The organism is Pseudomonas poae (assembly GCF_001439785.1).
In the GTDB taxonomy this organism is placed as follows: domain Bacteria; phylum Pseudomonadota; class Gammaproteobacteria; order Pseudomonadales; family Pseudomonadaceae; genus Aquipseudomonas; species Aquipseudomonas poae.
Genome location: NZ_JYLI01000001.1, coordinates 403951 through 420171, shown reverse-complemented (window position 1 = coordinate 420171; position 16221 = coordinate 403951). Strand labels below are relative to the sequence as shown.

General features: G+C 62.5%; 11 protein-coding genes. 6 read left to right on the top strand and 5 right to left on the bottom strand.

The features are described from left to right. Positions 1-13: 13 nt before the first annotated feature. The 5 genes from TU75_RS01440 to TU75_RS01420 all read left to right on the top strand — a co-directional run bounded on the left by TU75_RS01440 (position 14) and on the right by TU75_RS01420 (position 8080). Complete coding sequence (locus tag TU75_RS01440; protein WP_060548012.1) at positions 14-2566, top strand: acyl-CoA dehydrogenase; 2553 nt, start codon at positions 14-16, stop codon at positions 2564-2566. A 246-nt stretch (positions 2567-2812) separates the two neighbouring features. Then, on the top strand, positions 2813-4156 hold the full coding sequence (locus TU75_RS01435) for a 3-oxoacyl-ACP reductase (protein WP_060548011.1): 1344 nt from the start codon (positions 2813-2815) through the stop codon (positions 4154-4156). A 3-nt stretch (positions 4157-4159) separates the two neighbouring features. Next, positions 4160-5050: a MaoC/PaaZ C-terminal domain-containing protein gene (locus TU75_RS01430; RefSeq protein ID WP_060548010.1), complete on the top strand. Its 891-nt coding sequence runs from the start codon at positions 4160-4162 to the stop codon at positions 5048-5050. After that, positions 5047-6345, top strand: a complete 1299-nt coding sequence (locus tag TU75_RS01425) for an acetyl-CoA C-acetyltransferase (RefSeq protein WP_060548009.1) — start codon at positions 5047-5049, stop codon at positions 6343-6345. Before TU75_RS01430 ends, TU75_RS01425 begins: the two co-directional genes overlap by 4 nt. A gap of 31 nt (positions 6346-6376) precedes the next feature. Next, positions 6377-8080 carry an AMP-binding protein gene (locus TU75_RS01420; RefSeq protein ID WP_060548008.1) on the top strand — a complete coding sequence of 568 codons (1704 nt, stop codon included), beginning with the start codon at positions 6377-6379 and terminating at the stop codon, positions 8078-8080. Between the two features lie 670 nt (positions 8081-8750). Here TU75_RS01420 and TU75_RS01415 read toward each other — a convergent pair. From TU75_RS01415 to TU75_RS01395, 5 genes are all read right to left on the bottom strand, one after another. Then, a complete protein-coding gene (locus tag TU75_RS01415) occupies positions 8751-9728 on the bottom strand; it encodes a 2-hydroxyacid dehydrogenase (RefSeq protein ID WP_060548007.1) in 978 nt (325 codons plus the stop codon). Continuing rightward, the gene (locus tag TU75_RS01410) at positions 9725-11017 is read right to left on the bottom strand and encodes an MFS transporter (protein ID WP_060548006.1); all 1293 of its coding nucleotides are present in this window, start codon (positions 11015-11017) and stop codon (positions 9725-9727) included. The genes TU75_RS01415 and TU75_RS01410 overlap by 4 nt, the downstream gene beginning before the upstream one ends. A gap of 45 nt (positions 11018-11062) precedes the next feature. After that, positions 11063-12004 carry a sugar kinase gene (locus TU75_RS01405; RefSeq protein WP_060548005.1) on the bottom strand — a complete coding sequence of 314 codons (942 nt, stop codon included), beginning with the start codon at positions 12002-12004 and terminating at the stop codon, positions 11063-11065. Further along, complete coding sequence (locus tag TU75_RS01400; protein ID WP_060548004.1) at positions 11997-12779, bottom strand: sugar phosphate isomerase/epimerase family protein; 783 nt, start codon at positions 12777-12779, stop codon at positions 11997-11999. The genes TU75_RS01405 and TU75_RS01400 overlap by 8 nt, the downstream gene beginning before the upstream one ends. An 88-nt stretch (positions 12780-12867) precedes the next feature. Further along, on the bottom strand, positions 12868-13926 hold the full coding sequence (locus TU75_RS01395) for a LacI family DNA-binding transcriptional regulator (protein ID WP_060548037.1): 1059 nt from the start codon (positions 13924-13926) through the stop codon (positions 12868-12870). A gap of 318 nt (positions 13927-14244) precedes the next feature. On the opposite strand from TU75_RS01395, the gene TU75_RS01390 reads away from it, so the two are divergent. After that, entirely contained in the window at positions 14245-16137 is a 1893-nt protein-coding gene (locus TU75_RS01390) for a hypothetical protein (RefSeq protein WP_231981955.1), read from the top strand. The last annotated feature ends 84 nt before the right edge of the window (positions 16138-16221 follow it).

The window sequence follows — 16221 nt, the reverse complement described above, 5'->3', positions numbered from 1 at the left end:
AGAGAGGTCTCCCATGGTTATCTGGTTATTGGTGGGTTTCGCCGCCGCGATTGTCCTGGCGTATCGACAAGCCGCCGCCGCGCTGTGGCTCGGCATCAGCCTGGCATGGCTGGCGATGGGTTACCTGTTCAACGTGGTGGCGGGCGTGGGCATCACCCTTGCGGTGCTGCTGGTGGTGGTGCCCGCGTTACTGCTGGCGATCAAACCCCTGCGCCGTGCGCTGTTGACCGGCAAGGCGCTGGCGCTGTTTCGCACGATCATGCCGGCCATGTCCGACACCGAGCGTGCGGCCATCGAGTCCGGCACCGTGTGGTGGGACGCCCAACTGTTCAGCGGCAAGCCCGACTGGCAACGCCTCTTGAAAGCTGCGCCGGCCAGCCTGAGTGCCGAAGAGCAGGCCTTTCTCGACAACGAAGTCGAAACCCTGTGCGACATGGCCAACGACTGGGAAACCACCCAGGTGTGGCAGGACATGTCCCCCCAAGCCTGGCAGTACACCAAGGATGCCGGGTTCCTCGGCATGATCATTCCCCGGCAGTACGGCGGCAAAGGCTTCTCGCACTATGCCCATTCGCAGGTGGTGATGAAGCTGTCCACCCGCTGCTCGGCGGCGGCGATTTCAGTGATGGTGCCTAACTCACTGGGCCCGGCCGAACTGCTGCTGCATTACGGCACCGATGCCCAGCGCAACTATTACCTGCCGCGCCTGGCGCGGGGCGAAGACATCCCGTGCTTTGCGCTGACCAGCCCGTATGCCGGCTCCGATGCCGGCGCGATTCCTGACCTGGGCATCGTCTGCAAAGGCCTGCACGAGGGCCAGGAAACCCTCGGTTTCAAAGTGACCTGGGACAAGCGCTACATCACCCTGGGCCCCATCGCCACGGTGCTTGGCCTGGCGTTTCGCGCCGAAGACCCGCAGGGCCTGCTCGGCGCGCCGGGTGCGCTGGGCATCACCTGCGCGCTGATTCCCACCTCGCACCCCGGGGTGAACAGCGGCCGTCGCCACTGGCCGTTGAACGCGGTGTTCCAGAACGGCCCCACCACCGGCAAGGATGTGTTCATTCCACTGGAATGGGTGATCGGCGGTCGCGAACAGGTCGGCAATGGCTGGCGCATGTTGATGGAGTGCCTGGCGGCGGGGCGCGCGATTTCGCTGCCATCGGCCAACGTCGGCCTGGCCAAGGTCGCGGTGCGCGGGACCACGGCGTACGCGGCGATGCGCAAGCAGTTCGGCCTGCCCATCGGCAAGTTCGAAGGGGTGCAGGCACCGCTGGCGCGCATGGCCGGGCATCTGTATGCCTGCGACGCGGTGCGCAAGGTGTCGGTGGCGTCGCTGGATGCCGGGGAGAAACCCTCGGTGATCTCGGCCATCGCCAAGTACCACGTCACCGAGCGTGCGCGGATGATCGTCAACGACGGCATGGACATCGTCGCGGGCAAGGGCATCTGCATGGGGCCCAACAATTTCCTGGCCCGTGCCTATCAGCAAAGCCCCATCGCCATCACGGTGGAAGGCGCGAATATCATGACCCGCTGCCTGATCATCTATGGCCAGGGCCTGATTCGTTGTCATCCCTACGTATTTCGCGAAATGGAAGCCGCGCGCAACCCGGACCGGCGCAAGGCACTGGAAGCGTTCGACAGCGCGATGTTTGGCCATATCAGCTTTGTGCTGGCCAACACCGTACGCGCGGCGGTGCATGGGCTGAGCGGTGGCCGGCTGATTGCCGCACCTGCGCGCACCGAGCCTGCGCTGGCGTGCTACTACCGCCAGGCCAATCGTCTGTCGGTGGTGTTGGCGCTGGTGTCGGACGTTTCCATGGGCGTGCTGGGCGGTGCCCTCAAGCGCAAGGAAAGCATCACCGGGCGCCTGGGCGATGTGTTGTCGCAGTTGTACATAGTGTCCTGTGTGCTCAAGCGTTTTGAAGACGACGGTCGGCCCCGGGCGGACTTGCCGCTGGTGCATTGGTCGGCTCGGGACGCGTTGCTGCGCGCCCACGAAGCGCTGGACGAAGTGCTCGACAACTATCCTTCCAAAGCGGCGGCAGCGGTGCTGCGTGGCTTGAGTTTTCCGTTGGGCATTCCCCGGCGCAAACCGTCCGATCGCCTGCTGGCCGAGGTCGCCGATCTGGTGCAGACGCCCTGCGAAACCCGAGAGCGTTTGCTCGCCGATTCCTATATTCCTCGCCCGGAAATCGACAAGCTGGCTTACGGCGAATTGGGGTTCCGGTTGTTGCCTCAACTGGAGTTGATCGAGGCGCGGCTCAAACCTGCGATCAAGCAGGGCCTGCTCGAACCGATGCCGATTTGCGCCACGGCCTTTACCGCCTGGCGCGTCAAGGCACGGGCGCTGGACCTGATCAGCGGCGAGGAAGACACCTTGCTCGGGCGCTATGTGGAATACGCCGACCACGCCATTCAGGTGGACGACTTCCCGCAGGACTTCGGTCTGCTGGAGGCACTGCAGCAGCGCAAACAGACGCTGGAGCCGGCCTCTGTGGCGAGCGAGCTTGCCCCGCGTTGGGCTGCGAAGCAGCCCCAAAACCAGCCCACGCGGAGTGCCTGATACCACGCATTCGTCTTGCGCGGGGCAAGCCCTAATGCCGTTCAGTTAAGGAAAGTGTGTGGGTTTATTGTGGCGAGCGGGCTTGCCCCGCGCTGGGGTGCGAAGCGCCCCCACTCCAGCAAAACGCGGTGTACCTGATACGGCTCAGCGCCTGGTTTTGGGGCTGCTGCGCAGCCCAACGCAGGGCAAGCCTGCTCGCCACAGAGTCATGTAGCCGTTTTCGAATAGTGTGCAAGGAATGTATTTATGAGTGACCGCTACCTTTCGTTCGTCAATTCCCCCTGGGGACGCCGCATGGCCCAGGCCGCCGGCCTGCCGCAACCCGTGCCTTTGCTGCGCTATCGCAGCGATGTGGCCACGTTGGTCAATCCGGTGATCGTCGCCGGGGCAGGGCGTCTGGCCGAGCCTGTGCAACGCCTTTTTGCGGCCACCGACACGGTCGCTGCCACTCCGGCGACGCTCAACGCGCCGTCCACGGTGAAGGTGCAGGGCGCCGTGTTCGACGCCACCGACGTGGCCGACGTGCAGCAGCTCGACGCGCTCTACGCGTTCTTCCACGCCAACGCCCGGCGTCTTGGGCCGCAGTCACGGGTGGTGGTGCTCGGCACTGCGCCGGAACACTGCCAGGCCCCGCCGCAGTCCATCGCCCAACGCGCCCTCGAGGGCCTGGTGCGCTCGCTGGCCAAGGAGCTGCGCCGGGCGATCACCGTGCAGTTGATCTACGTGGCGCCGGGCGCCGAAGGTGCGCTCGACAGCAGCCTGCGGTTTTTCCTGTCGCGCCGCTCAGCATATGTCTCGGGGCAAGTGGTGCGCCTGGAGAAACCGGTGGACGGCCAGGTCGCGGTCGACTGGGACGCGCCTCTCGCTGGTCGCCGCGCGCTGGTGACTGGCGCCTGCCGGGGCATCGGCCTGGCCATCGCCCAGGTACTGGCCCGGGACGGCGCCCACGTGGTGTGCGTGGATGTGCCTCAGGCCCGGGATGCACTGCAACAGGCGGCGAGCAGCGTGGGCGGTTCGGCCCTGGCGCTGGACATTACCGCCGCGGATGCCGCCGCAGCGTTGCAGGACCACATCAGCCAGCACGGCGCCTTTGATGTGGTGGTGCATAACGCTGGGATCACACGCGACAAGACCATCGCCAAAATGAGCGAGGACGCCTGGCGCAGCGTGCTCGCGGTCAACCTGCAAGCGCCGTTGCAATTGAGCCAGGCGCTGCTCGACCAGCAGGGCCTGAACCCCGGCGGGCGCATCGTCTGCGTGTCGTCGATTTCCGGCATCGCCGGCAACCTGGGGCAGAGCAATTACGCGACCTCCAAGGCCGGTGTGATCGGGCTGGTGCAGGCGTTGGCACCCCGGGCGGCGGCGCAGCAGGTGACGGTGAATGCGGTGGCGCCCGGGTTTATCGAAACCCGGATGACCGCGAAGATTCCGCTGATGATCCGCGAAGCGGGGCGGCGCATGAATTCGCTGTCCCAGGGCGGTCAACCCATCGACGTGGCCGAGACGATCGCCTGGCTGGCCCATCCTGCTTCGGGCGGGGTCAATGGCCAGGTGGTGCGGGTGTGCGGCCAAAGCCTGCTGGGAGCCTGAGCCATGGATTACGTGACGCAGATCATCGACCCGCCACCGTCGCGCAGCCGGCTGCTGCTGGACGGGGTGCGCGCCCTGCGCAAGCCGGCGCTCGACGGTGCGCCGCCGTTGCCCACTCAGCGCCTGGTGCGTTCGGCAGTGGAACTGTCGCCTGTCGGCATCGGCGCCTATGGCCGTGCCTGTGGTTTCCGACGCGAGCAGGGCGTGCCGCTGTCCTATCCCCACGTACTGGCGTTTCCCTTGCACCTGATGCTGCTGACCCGGCCGAGTTTTCCGTACCCGGCCAGCGGCATGGTGCACCTGGCCAACCGCATCCGTCAGCATCAGCGTTTGCACGAAGGCCAGGCCTTGCGCCTGGAAGTGTATTGCGAACGTTGGGTGGCCCACCCCAAGGGCCAGGCGCTGAGCATCGCCACTCGCGCCTACGGCGCAGACGCCCTGGTGTGGGAAAGCGACAGCCTTTACTTGCGCCGCGAGGTGGCAAACCCCGTCGGCGAGCCGTGGGACGACGCGCTGCCCTTGCCGGAAGAAGGCCTGTTACGCACCCAGCGCTGGGTATTGCCCGCCGATCTGGGGCGCCGTTTTGCCAGGGTGTCGGGGGACTTCAATCCGATTCATACCTCGCTGATCGGCGCGAAGCTCTTTGGTTTTCGCCGCGCCATTGCCCACGGCATGTGGACCCTGGGCCGGGCACTGGCCGCCGGGCAACCACCGGGCGGGCTGGCGGCGGCCGAGGCCCATTGCGACTTCAAGTTGCCGATCTTTCTGCCCGGCCAGGTCGCGTTATGGAGCCATCCGGCGAGCGGCCCGCGCCGGGCATTCGAAGTGCGCAACGTCGCGGGCGACAAGCCGCACATGCGCGGGCTGTTTATCTGGAAAGAGAACCTGGCATGAGTGACTACAGCTTCAACCCGGCGCCGACCCGCCGCGTGGCTATCATCGGCGGCAACCGCATCCCGTTCGCCCGCTCCAACACGGTGTATGCCTTCGAGAGCAATCAGGATTTGCTGGTGGCCGCGCTGCAAGGCCTGGTGGATCGCTACAACCTGCACGGCCAGCGCCTCGGCGAGTTTGCCGCAGGCGCGGTGATCAAGCATTCGCGGGACTTCAACCTGGCGCGCGAGTCGTTGCTGTCGACCACGCTGTCCCCTGAAACGCCTGCCTACGATGTGCAGCAGGCCTGCGGCACGGGGCTTGAAGCGGCGTTGCTGGTGGCGAATAAAATCGCCCTCGGCCAGATCGAGGTGGGCATAGCCGGCGGCGCCGACACCACCTCCGACGCGCCCATCGGCATCAACGAATCCCTGCGCCATGTGTTGCTGGCGGCCAATCGCGGCAGAGGCCTGGGCGACAAGCTGAAGGCGCTGCGCAAGGTGCGCCCGGCGATGCTGTTCAAGCCATTGCTGCCACGCAACGGCGAGCCGCGCACCGGGTTGTCCATGGGCGAGCATTGCGAAGAAATGGCCAGGCGCTGGCAGATCAAGCGCCTGGCCCAGGACGAATTGACCCTCACCAGTCATCAGCGTCTCGATGCCGCCTACGCGCGTGGTTTTTTCGACGACCTGATCAGCCCCCATCGCGGCCTGACCCGCGACAACAACCTGCGCGCCGATACCAGCCTGGAAAAGCTCGCCGGCCTGGCGCCGGCCTATGACCGCGAGCATGGCACTCTCACCGCCGGCAACTCCACGCCGCTCACCGACGGCGCCTCGGTGGTGCTGCTGGCCAGCGAAGCCTGGGCCGCCGCCAATGGCTGGCCGGTACTGGCCTACCTGCGTACCGGCGAGACCGCGGCAGTGAATTTCGTCGACGGCAGCGAAGGCCTGCTGATGGCCCCGGCCTACGCCGTACCGCGCATGCTCAAGCGTGAAGGGCTGGGCTTTACCGATTTCGACTTCTTCGAGATCCACGAAGCATTTGCCGCCCAGGTGCTGTGCACGCTCAAGGCCTGGGAAGACCCCGACTATTGCCGCGAACGACTGGGCCTGGAGGCTCCGTTGGGCGCCATCGACCGCGCGAAGATGAACGTCAACGGCGGCTCGCTGGGCTGCGGTCACCCCTTCGCCGCCACTGGAGGCCGGCAACTCGCCGCGCTGGCCAAGGCCATCGATGAACGCGGCGGCGGGCGCGGCCTGATCTCGATCTGCGCAGCGGGCGGCCTGGGTATCACCGCCATCGTTGAAAAGTAGCGCTACCCATAACAACAACAGGGAAACTGCCATGAACGCTATCAGCCTGGAACAGACCGAACGCATCTGGTTGAACGCTTACCTGCCCGGGGTTCCGGCAGACATTGAGGCCGGTATCGAGGCCTACCCGTCGTTGCGCGAAGTGTTCCTTGAACACCTGGAAAAATTCAGCGAGCGCGTGGCCTACGTCAGCATCGGCACCGAGATGACTTATGCCGACTGGCAGGCGCAGGGCATTGCGTTTGCTGCCTGGCTACAGGGCCAGGGGGTGAAAAAGGGCGACCGCGTGGCACTGATGATGCCCAATTGCTTGCAGTACCCGATCTGCCTGTTAGGCACGATCCTGGCCGGTGCGGTGGTGGTCAACGTCAACCCGTTGTACACCTCCCATGAACTCAGGCACCTGCTCAAGGACAGCGGCGCCGAGACCGTGGTGATCTTCGAAAACTTCGCCCACACCCTGGAAAAAGTCATGCAGGGCAGCAGTGTCAAACGCGTGGTGGTGGCGGCCATCGGTGATCTGCTCGGCACCTTCAAGGGCGCGGCGATGAACTTCATCCTGCGCCGTGTGCAACAGCAGGTGCCGGCGTTCAACCTGCGGGGTTCGGTGCGTTTCAACCAGGTGCTGAAACAGGGACGGGCGCTCAATCTCCTGCCGGTGCCCACGCAGCGGGATGACCTGGCCGTCCTGCAATACACCGGCGGCACCACGGGCGATGCCAAGGGCGTGATGCTCAGCCACCGCAATATCATCGCCAACCTGTTGCAGGCCAAGGCCTGGGTCGGCGATCAACTGGACCAGGAGCAGCAGCAAAGCAACGTGACCCTGTTGCCGCTGTACCACATCTTTTCGCTGACGGTGAACTGCCTGATGTTCATGTGCCTGGGCGGGCGCAATATCCTGATCGCCAATCCTCGGGACGTGAAGCGTGTGCAGATGATCCTGCGCAAGGAACGCTTCAACGGGATAGCCGGGGTGAACACGCTGTTCAACGGTTTGCTGGAAAACAAGGATTTCTGTGCGCGGGATTTTTCTGCCTTGCGCCTGGTGATCGCCGGCGGCATGGCCACTCACACAGCGGTGGCCAGGCGCTGGAAAGAAGTCACCGGGCTGCCGATCATCGAGGGGTACGGCCTCACCGAATGTTCGCCGGTGGTGAGCATCAGCCCCATCGATATTTCGCGCATGCGCGAGATGGAATTCACCGGCAGCATCGGCGTGCCGCTGCCGTCGACCTGGGTGCGGTTCGTGCGCGCAGACGGCGAGATTGCCGAGATTGGCGAGCAGGGCGAACTACAAGTGCGCGGCCCGCAGGTGATGCAGGGATACTGGAAACGGCCCAGGGAAACGGCAGAGGTACTGGACGCGCAGGGGTGGCTGTCGACCGGAGATATCGGGGTGATGGATGAGCGTGGGTATATCCGTCTGGTGGATCGCAAGAAGGACATGATTCTGGTCTCGGGTTTCAATGTGTATCCCAACGAGATCGAAGACGTGGTAGCGATGCATCCCGGGGTGGCTGAAGTGGCGGCCATTGGGGTGGAGGACGGGGTTATCGGGGAGAGGGTCAAGATTATTGTGGTGCGCAAGGATCCCAGCCTGAGCCAGGCGCAGATTCTTGCGCATTGTCGGGAGTATTTGACGGGGTACAAGGTGCCCAGGTATGTGGAGTTTCGGAGTACGGAGTTGCCCAAGACTACGGTGGGGAAGGTGTTGCGCAGGGCTTTGCGGTGAGATTTTTGGCTGGTTTTTTACGGGTACATATCCGTTATTTGAGTAGCGGCTGATTATGGTTCCGCCCTTACGGCGGGTCACTTTTGGAAGGACCCAAAAGTAACCAAAAGGTCCACGCCCCAACACTCGGAGCCTCGCCCACGTTCCAAAGCCTGCGTTCGGCCAGCGTGTTTGACGGGGCGCGCCAGATCAAGGTAGAGCCGACCGGGATTGTCTGCCGTACGCTGTAAATGTGGGAGCTGGCTTGCCTGCGAAGGCATCGATCGGGTTTTCCTGATAGATTGAGGTGTTTGCATCGCAGGCAAGCCAGCTCCCACAGAGAAGCGGATGATCGGCATATCCTGCTTTTGATCTGCTTTGCTTTGGCTTTTGATTTTGATTTTGGGCGCCCCGTCAACCACGCTGGCCGCATGCAGGCTTGAATCCGTGGGTAACCCGGCAGGACGCCGGGTTAGCCGCACTGGGCCAGGGATGGCCCAGTGCGGCGGCCCACGGATTCAAGCCTGCGTGCGGGCACACCGAGCCTAAGCGAGGTGCCGAGTGGTGGGGCAAGAGCCCTTTTGGTTACTTTTGGGGCTCTTTTCCAAAAGTGACCCGCCGTAAGGGCGGAACCATAATCAGCCGTTACCTAAATAACGGATATACACCCATAAACCCCACCCAAAAAAGCTCACCCCACAAAAGCCCCCGGATTCACCAAATTCAAAGGCTGCCGCCCCCCCAGCGCCGCCAGCAGATTATCAACCGCACACCTGGCCATCGCCTCCCGCGTCTCATGCGTCGCCGACCCAATATGCGGCGTCGCCACCACATTATTCAACCGCAACAACGGCGACGCATGCTCCAGCGGCTCGCGTTCAAACACATCCAGCCCTGCCGCGCGAATCGTGCGTTGTTGCAGCGCATCCACCAGCGCCGCCTCATCCACCACCTTGCCCCGCGAGATATTGATAAAGATCGTCTCCGGCCCCATCAGCGCAAACTCGCGCGCGCCGATCAGCTTTTCCGTTTCTGCCGTCAGCGGCAATGTAAGGCAGACGAAGTCAGCCTGTTGCAACAGGTCATCAAGGCTGCGGTACTGCGCACCAAAACGCGCGTCCACCTCGGGTTTTGGCGAATGGCTGTGATAGATCACCGGCATGCCAAAGCCGAAATGCCCGCGCTGGGCCAGGGCTTCGCCGATGCGGCCCATGCCGATGATGCCCAGGGTCTTGCCGTGCACGTCGCTGCCAAAATGCGCGGGGCCGATGTTTTTGTGCCATTGGCCGGCGCGCACCATGTCGGCCAGTTCCACCACCCGGCGGGCGGTGGCCAGGATCAGCGCAAACCCGGTGTCGGCGGTGGTTTCGGTGAGCACGTCCGGGGTATTGCTGAGCAGGATGCGGCGTCGGGTCAGGTAATCGATGTCGTAGTTATCGACGCCTACCGACACGCTGGCCACGGCCTCGAGCCTGGGAGCAAGGTCGAGCAGTTCGGCGTCCAGGCGCAGGCTGGCGCCGAGCAGGCCGTGGGCGCCGGGCAGGGCGTCGCGCAGTTTGGCCAGGCCGGCTTCGTCGAGGGCATCGATCAGGGTCACGTCTGCGTGTTCGTGCAAGCGTGCCATCAGCGGCGCGGAGAGTTTCTTGTACAGCACAACGGATTTTTTCATGAGGTCTTTACCTTCAGCTCCAGAATAGGTGAGGGCGCGCGGTCGCTGGCGCCGGGCTTGAGGAAAATGGTCAGCACCACTGACAGCATCAACGCGCCGCTCATTAGCAGGTAGGAAGTGCCGGGCGAACCGGTGCTGCTATTGAGGTAGCCCACCAGGTAGGAGCCACCGAACGAGCCGAGGGCGCCCATGCTGTTGATCAGTGCCATGGCGCCGCCGGCAACGTTGGCCGGGAGGATTTCCGGCACGATGGCAAAAAACGGTCCATAGGGCGCATACATGCAGGCCCCGGCAATCACCAGCAGGGTGTAGGACCACCAGAAATGCTCGGCGCCCAGGGCGTAGGACGCATAGAAGGCGATGGAGGCAATCAGCAGCGGCGGCCACACGAAGCGTTTGCGTTTTTGCAGTTTGTCCGAGCCCCACGACACCACCAGCATGGCGATCACCGCCGCCAGGTAAGGCAGCGCTGACAGCCAGCCGGCCTCGACCATGTCCATCTGCAGGCCTTTCTTGAGGATGGACGGCAACCACAGCACAAAGCCGTACACGCCGATGCTCCAGCAGAAGAACTGCAGCGCAAGGATGATCACTTTGGGCGAGCGAAACGCTTCGGCGTAGTTTTTAACAGCCTTGATGCCCACCTGTTCGGCGGCGAGGGCGCTTTCCAGGCTGTGTTTTTCGCTGTCGCTGAGCCATTTGGCGTCCTTGGGGCGTTCGTCGGCGAGTTTCCACCAGATAAACGCCCACAGCACCGCTGGCAGGCCTTCGATGATGAACATCCAGCGCCAGCTGAAATGCTGCACCAGGTAGCCTGACACCACTGACATCCACAGCATGGTCACCGGATTACCGAGGATCAGGAAGGTATTGGCCCGCGAGCGTTCGGCCCGGGTGAACCAGTGGCACAGGTACACCAGCATCGCCGGCATCACGGCGGCCTCGACCACGCCGAGCATGAAGCGAATCACGATCAGCATGTAGGCGTTGGACACCACACCGGTGAGGGTGGCGAGGCCGCCCCAGAGGATCAGGCTGACGAAAATCAGTTTTTTGACGCTGCGTTTCTGCGCGTAGATCGCCCCGGGCACCTGGAAGAAAAAGTAGCCAAGGAAAAACAGCGCGCCCAGCAGCGATGACATGCCCGGCGTGATCATCAGGTCTTCAGCCATCCCGGAGGCGGCGGCAAAGCCGTAGTTGGCGCGGTCCAGGTAGGCCAGGCTGTAGGTGATGAACACAATGGGCATGATGTACCACCAGCGGCGGGTGGCGAGTTTCACGGTTTCCATGAGGTTGCTCCTGAGCTTGTTGTAGTTGTGGCAACAGGGAATGGGTCAGGCGACGGATCGGGTGGTCAATTCAGCACGGGTCGGCAGGCCCTCCATGTCGCCGCGACTTTGCACGGCGCGGCTGCCGATCCAGTTGCCGCGCTGCACCGCCTCGGGGAAGCTCAGGTTTTCCAGCAGGGCGCTGATCATGCCGACCGCGAAGCCGTCGCCGGCGCCGACGGTGTCGACCACCTTGTCCACCGGGACGGCGGCGATAAATCCCTGGTCCATCTGGGTGCGAAAATAGGCGCCGTCCGCGCCGAGCTTGATGGCCACGGCTTCGGCGCCCTGATCCAGGTAAAACGCGGCGATATCGGCCGGGTCATCCAACCCGGTAAGCAGGCGCCCTTCGTTCAGGCCCGGCAGTACCCAGTGGGCGAGGGCGGCGAGGGCGTTGATTTCACGGATCATCTGTTGCTGACTGGCCCATAAGGCCGGGCGAAGGTTGGGGTCGAACGACACACTGCGTCCGGCCTTGCGCATCTGCGTCATCAACTCGAAGGACAGCGCGCGCGTACCCTCGGACAACGCCGGCACAATACCGGTGGCATGCAGGTGGCGCGCCTGCAGCAGCGCGGGGCTCAAGGCGTCGACGGACAAGTGGCTGGCCGCCGACCCCTTGCGGAAGTACTCCACCTGGGGATCGTTGCCTGTCTCTTCGCGGGACTTGAATTGAAAGCCGGTAGGGTGCAGCGGGTCGACCGCCACGTGTCGGCAGTCCAGGCCTTCGTTTTGCAAGGTGTCGACCACAAAGCGGCCAAGGGAGTCGTTGCCCACGCGACTCAGCCAGGCGACCTTGAAACCCAGGCGCGACAAGCCGATGGCGACGTTGCTGTCGGCTCCGGCAATGCGCTTGTGAAATTGCATGACCTGGGCCAGATCACCGGTCTGCTCGGCGACCAGCATCGCCATGGTTTCGCCGAACGAAAGGATATCGATCTCAGACATGGGCACTCTCCGCGCGAGGTTGGCCAAGGCAGGCGAGGGCGGCGACCTGGCGGGCGGTGACCTCGACCAAATCATCGCCCTGCAACGGAAACTCCACCGCCCGGGTAATACCTTGGTTCATGTGTTTGAGTAATTGTTCCCACAAGTGCAGGTCGGTGGCGCTGGGCGGCAGTGCGACCAGCTTGCCGTCCGCACGCCGGGCCACGGCCTTGCAATGCAGGTAATCCACGTGCCGACCCAGCAGGCGCGCGGCGGTGAGGGACGACTGGTCCTGCCAGTGCCAGTTGCCGATATCGAAGGTCATCTTCACCGGCAGCCCAAGGCGCTCGACCTCGCTGAAAAAACGCTGCATCGGCTCGATCCGTCCGCCATGCAGGGTCTGGTCGTTTTCCACCAGCAACTGCACCGGATGCCGGTTAAGCAGGGCGTGCAGGCTTTGCAGATCGTTGGTGTCGGTGAAGTAGCCGAGGGAGACTTTCAGCCAGTGCGCGCCAAAGGCCTGGGCGCGGTCCAGGGTGGCGGCGAGCTCCGGGTTCGGTTGGGCGCGGCCGGCCACCCACAGTTCCAGCGGTGAAGAAAACACCGCTTCCAGGCCATGGCTGGCAGCCGCCTGGGCCAGCTCGGCGGGTTGCTCGGTGGTCAGCAATTCTTCCCGCCACTCAATACGTTGCGCGCCAGCAGACGCCAGCAACTGGACGAAACTTAATTGGCCCTGCTGGCGAACCAGATCGGCGCCGTAGCTGGAGAGGCTGATGGAAACGGGGTACTTGTGCATTGTTGTTTACCTCTGAAACCGGTTTCATTTTTATACGCAAAAACAAATGTGGGCGCTGGCTTGCCTGCGATAGCGGGGTGTCAGTGGGCTACTGCTTCGTCTGATATACCGCTATCGCAGGCAAGCCAGCGCCCACGGGTAATTGGGTAGAGCCGCGGATGATGAGTTGTGGCAGGAAATCCAGGCGGCGGGTGGGGGCTGTATCACCGCGCAGGCGTTTGAGCAGGCAGTCGAACGCGCTGGCGCCAATCGCTTCGGTCGGTTGGGCGAGGGCGGTGATGCCGTTGCCCACCAGCGGATACCATTCCAGGTCATCCAGGGCAATCAGGCCCACGTCGTCAAACAGGGTGCAACCCAAGGCCTTGAGCGCGCTGGCGCAGGCCAATGCAGCGACGCCATTGGCGCAGAAAACTGCCTTGGGGCCGGGTTTTTCGAGAAACGTTTGTAAATGGCTGTGCAAGTCAGCGTCCAGTTCCAGCACCTTACCGGTCAATGCCGGGCGCTGTGCGATCTCGGCATGGAAACTGTCCAGGCGCTCCAGGCGTGAACTGGTGCCATCGACGGCTTCGCTCACCAGCAACACATCGCGATAACCCTGCTGTTGCAAATGCTCGACGGCCATGCGCACGGCTGCGGGGTTATCCAGTCCGACCAGGTCACTGTGCAGCGGCTCAACCTTGCGGTCGACCAGCACCAGCGGCATTTCCGCCTGCAGCTCGAGCAATTGATCAAGGTGATGGCCGAGGGTATTCACGATCAACCCTTCGATGTTGTACGAGCGCAGCGCGGCTAGGTGCAGACGCTCTTGCTCGTCACAACGGTCGGTGTTGCATACCACCAGGCTGTAGCCGTGCTGGCGGCAGGCGGTCTCGACGCCGTGCATCACGGCAATGGAATAGGGGTTACGGATATCGGCCACCAGCATGCCGATCAGCCGCGTGCGGCCGCGCTTCAAGCCGCGCGCCATCTGGTTGGGGCGGTAGCCGAGTTCGCTGATGGCCTGTTCGATGCGCTGGGCAATGGCATCGGATAGCAGGGCGCGGTCGTCACCGATAAAGCGTGACACGCTGGCTTTGGAAACGCCGGCAAGTTCGGCGACGTCGAGCATGGTCACGCGGCTGCGCTGGGCGGCGGAAAATGGGGTCACGGTAGACGGGCCTTTCTTATTGGAAGTGTGGTTGCACCGCTCGCACAGGCCGGCTGAAACCGGTTTCATAAAATGCCAGACAACCTGTTTCGTCAAGCACTATTTAGAAAACACCCGGTGTACCAGACTTGGAGAACCCGACGAATGGATAGGGCCACCTGTTAGTTATGACAGTATCCGGCCATTGGCTTTAAGCGTTTAATTTTTCCCAGGGCAGACAGGAAGCATGGCGTTCCTGATTCGCTGAAACGAAATTAACCCTGAGGCCGGAACATGACAACTACTCCAAAACCCCATTCCCGTCGTTCCGGAATAACCATGAGGTCCGCCCCGATTGCAGGTGGATTGGATCCGTTAACGGTGCCAGGGGTCAATACGGCGGACGGCAGAGGTGTAGTTGCGCAGGACTTGTTGCTGGCGCCACTGAAATTGCAGATTCCCTCCTGGCAACCCGAGCCGAGCGAGCCTACTGACAAAGAGCATACTTGCGAAATCTGGTGGGATAGCGCCGATGGCCCCAGGCTGCTCGACACTTTTTCCGTGGGGGTGCCACCACCGGCTGTGCCTCAGTTTTACGAGCGTGAAATCGCCATGTCCGACCTGCGCGACGGCTCGCGAGTCGCGCACCTTTACTACAACGTTCGCAGCGAGGGTGGCCAGAGTTTCAGCGATCCCAAAGTAACGATCACCATTGATCTTGAGCGTCCGATGCTGTTGCGGCCAAACGACCCGCTGGCGTTTCAGGTGCCTCCCGCACCGGTACTGGATGATCAATACAGGCTCGATCACCAACCTACGGTCTTTGAACTCCCGACTTATAACATCGAGGCGCCGGGTGACCGGGTCGAGATCTATCTATCCAATTCGCCACTCCCTCCCAATACCCCGGCGGATGGGGAGTCACCGGTGGATTTCAGTACTGCCCCTCGTACGGTTACGCTGGATTCCGACGCTTTTCGTCGTCTGAACGGTGGCCCTGCGTATGTGTTTTTCCGGATTTTCGACGCGACCGGCAATTACAGCGATTTGAGCGCAGGCCTGCCCTTTATCATGGGTGGAGGTTTGCCGGCTCCGAGCATTCGTCCTCCGGCCTACGACGATCAGTTGATCAAGCGTGATGATGCGCGTGCGGGCGTGTTCGTGCGTATTGACTATCCCGGTTGGTCAGCAACCGCGGGGCATCAAGTGATTGTGTACTGGGATGGTCGTCCGACCACTGTCCAGGCGGTGACACGGATGCCATTGGAGGTTGAAATTCCCTGGCTTGTCCTGCGGGGTAATAACGCGGTTTTGGCTGCACAGACCGTGCAGGTCAGTTACGAATTGATGGGCCTCAACCCTTCGCCGACGATGTCCGCGCCTCTGGCGGTCAATATCGACCTGACGATTGCCGGGCAGGACCATCTCAACGCTCCCGCGCTGCTGAATTCGACATTGGCTCCAGTGGAAGTCGAGGGGAGCACCGGCACCAACCTGCTGGTTGATAAAGACCGCGGCAATCCCATTCGAGTGCGCGTGCGGTTGTTCGCTACGCCGCAGCCAGGTGACGTGTTGCACCTGTTCTGGAATAGCCAAGGCCCGGTAGCCACTTATACGGTGAAGGCGGGTGATGCCGCTGGTACCTGGGTGAACTTTCCCGATGTGCCAGCGACAGTGCTCGATGGCGTCGCACTGACGGCCCATATGCTGCATTACATCACCAGCAACGGCGTTAACGAACAGCGTTCCCCCGTGACAACGCTCAACACCAAGTTCTTGCCGCTGCCTGCCCCGGTGATACAACACACCCTCACCAATGGTTATTTGACGTGCCGTTCGCAAACCAAACCGGTGAATGGCGTGGAGTGGTCAATGTTGGTGGATGGCGTGCGCTGGTTTATAGCGGCGAATACCAATATCCGTGTGGATGACATCGTGAAGTTCAAGTGGCAGGGGTTCAACGAGAACAACTGGGGTACTCGAAATCAGAATGTTGTCTTTGAACAGTCGCTGCCATGGGAGGCTGCCAATACAACGGCAGGGGCTACAGTGGTAATGAATGCATTCGACGCCGCATTACATCCATTGCGTCAATTCAAATCCGCTACCGGCAGTTATGAAGTATGGCGTGGTGGCGTGAAGGTGGGCGAGTCCTCGCCAGCATACGTGCGGATCGATCTGACGTATTCAACGGGTTGTTATTGCACACCGCGTGGCGTGGTGTGTAGCTGAGTGGTTCGTTATTGGTTCGTCTGTCGTTGTTTCAGTCGAAGTGGTGTGTGCGTTGCATGTAAACGTTAAAAAAAGTGATTGATA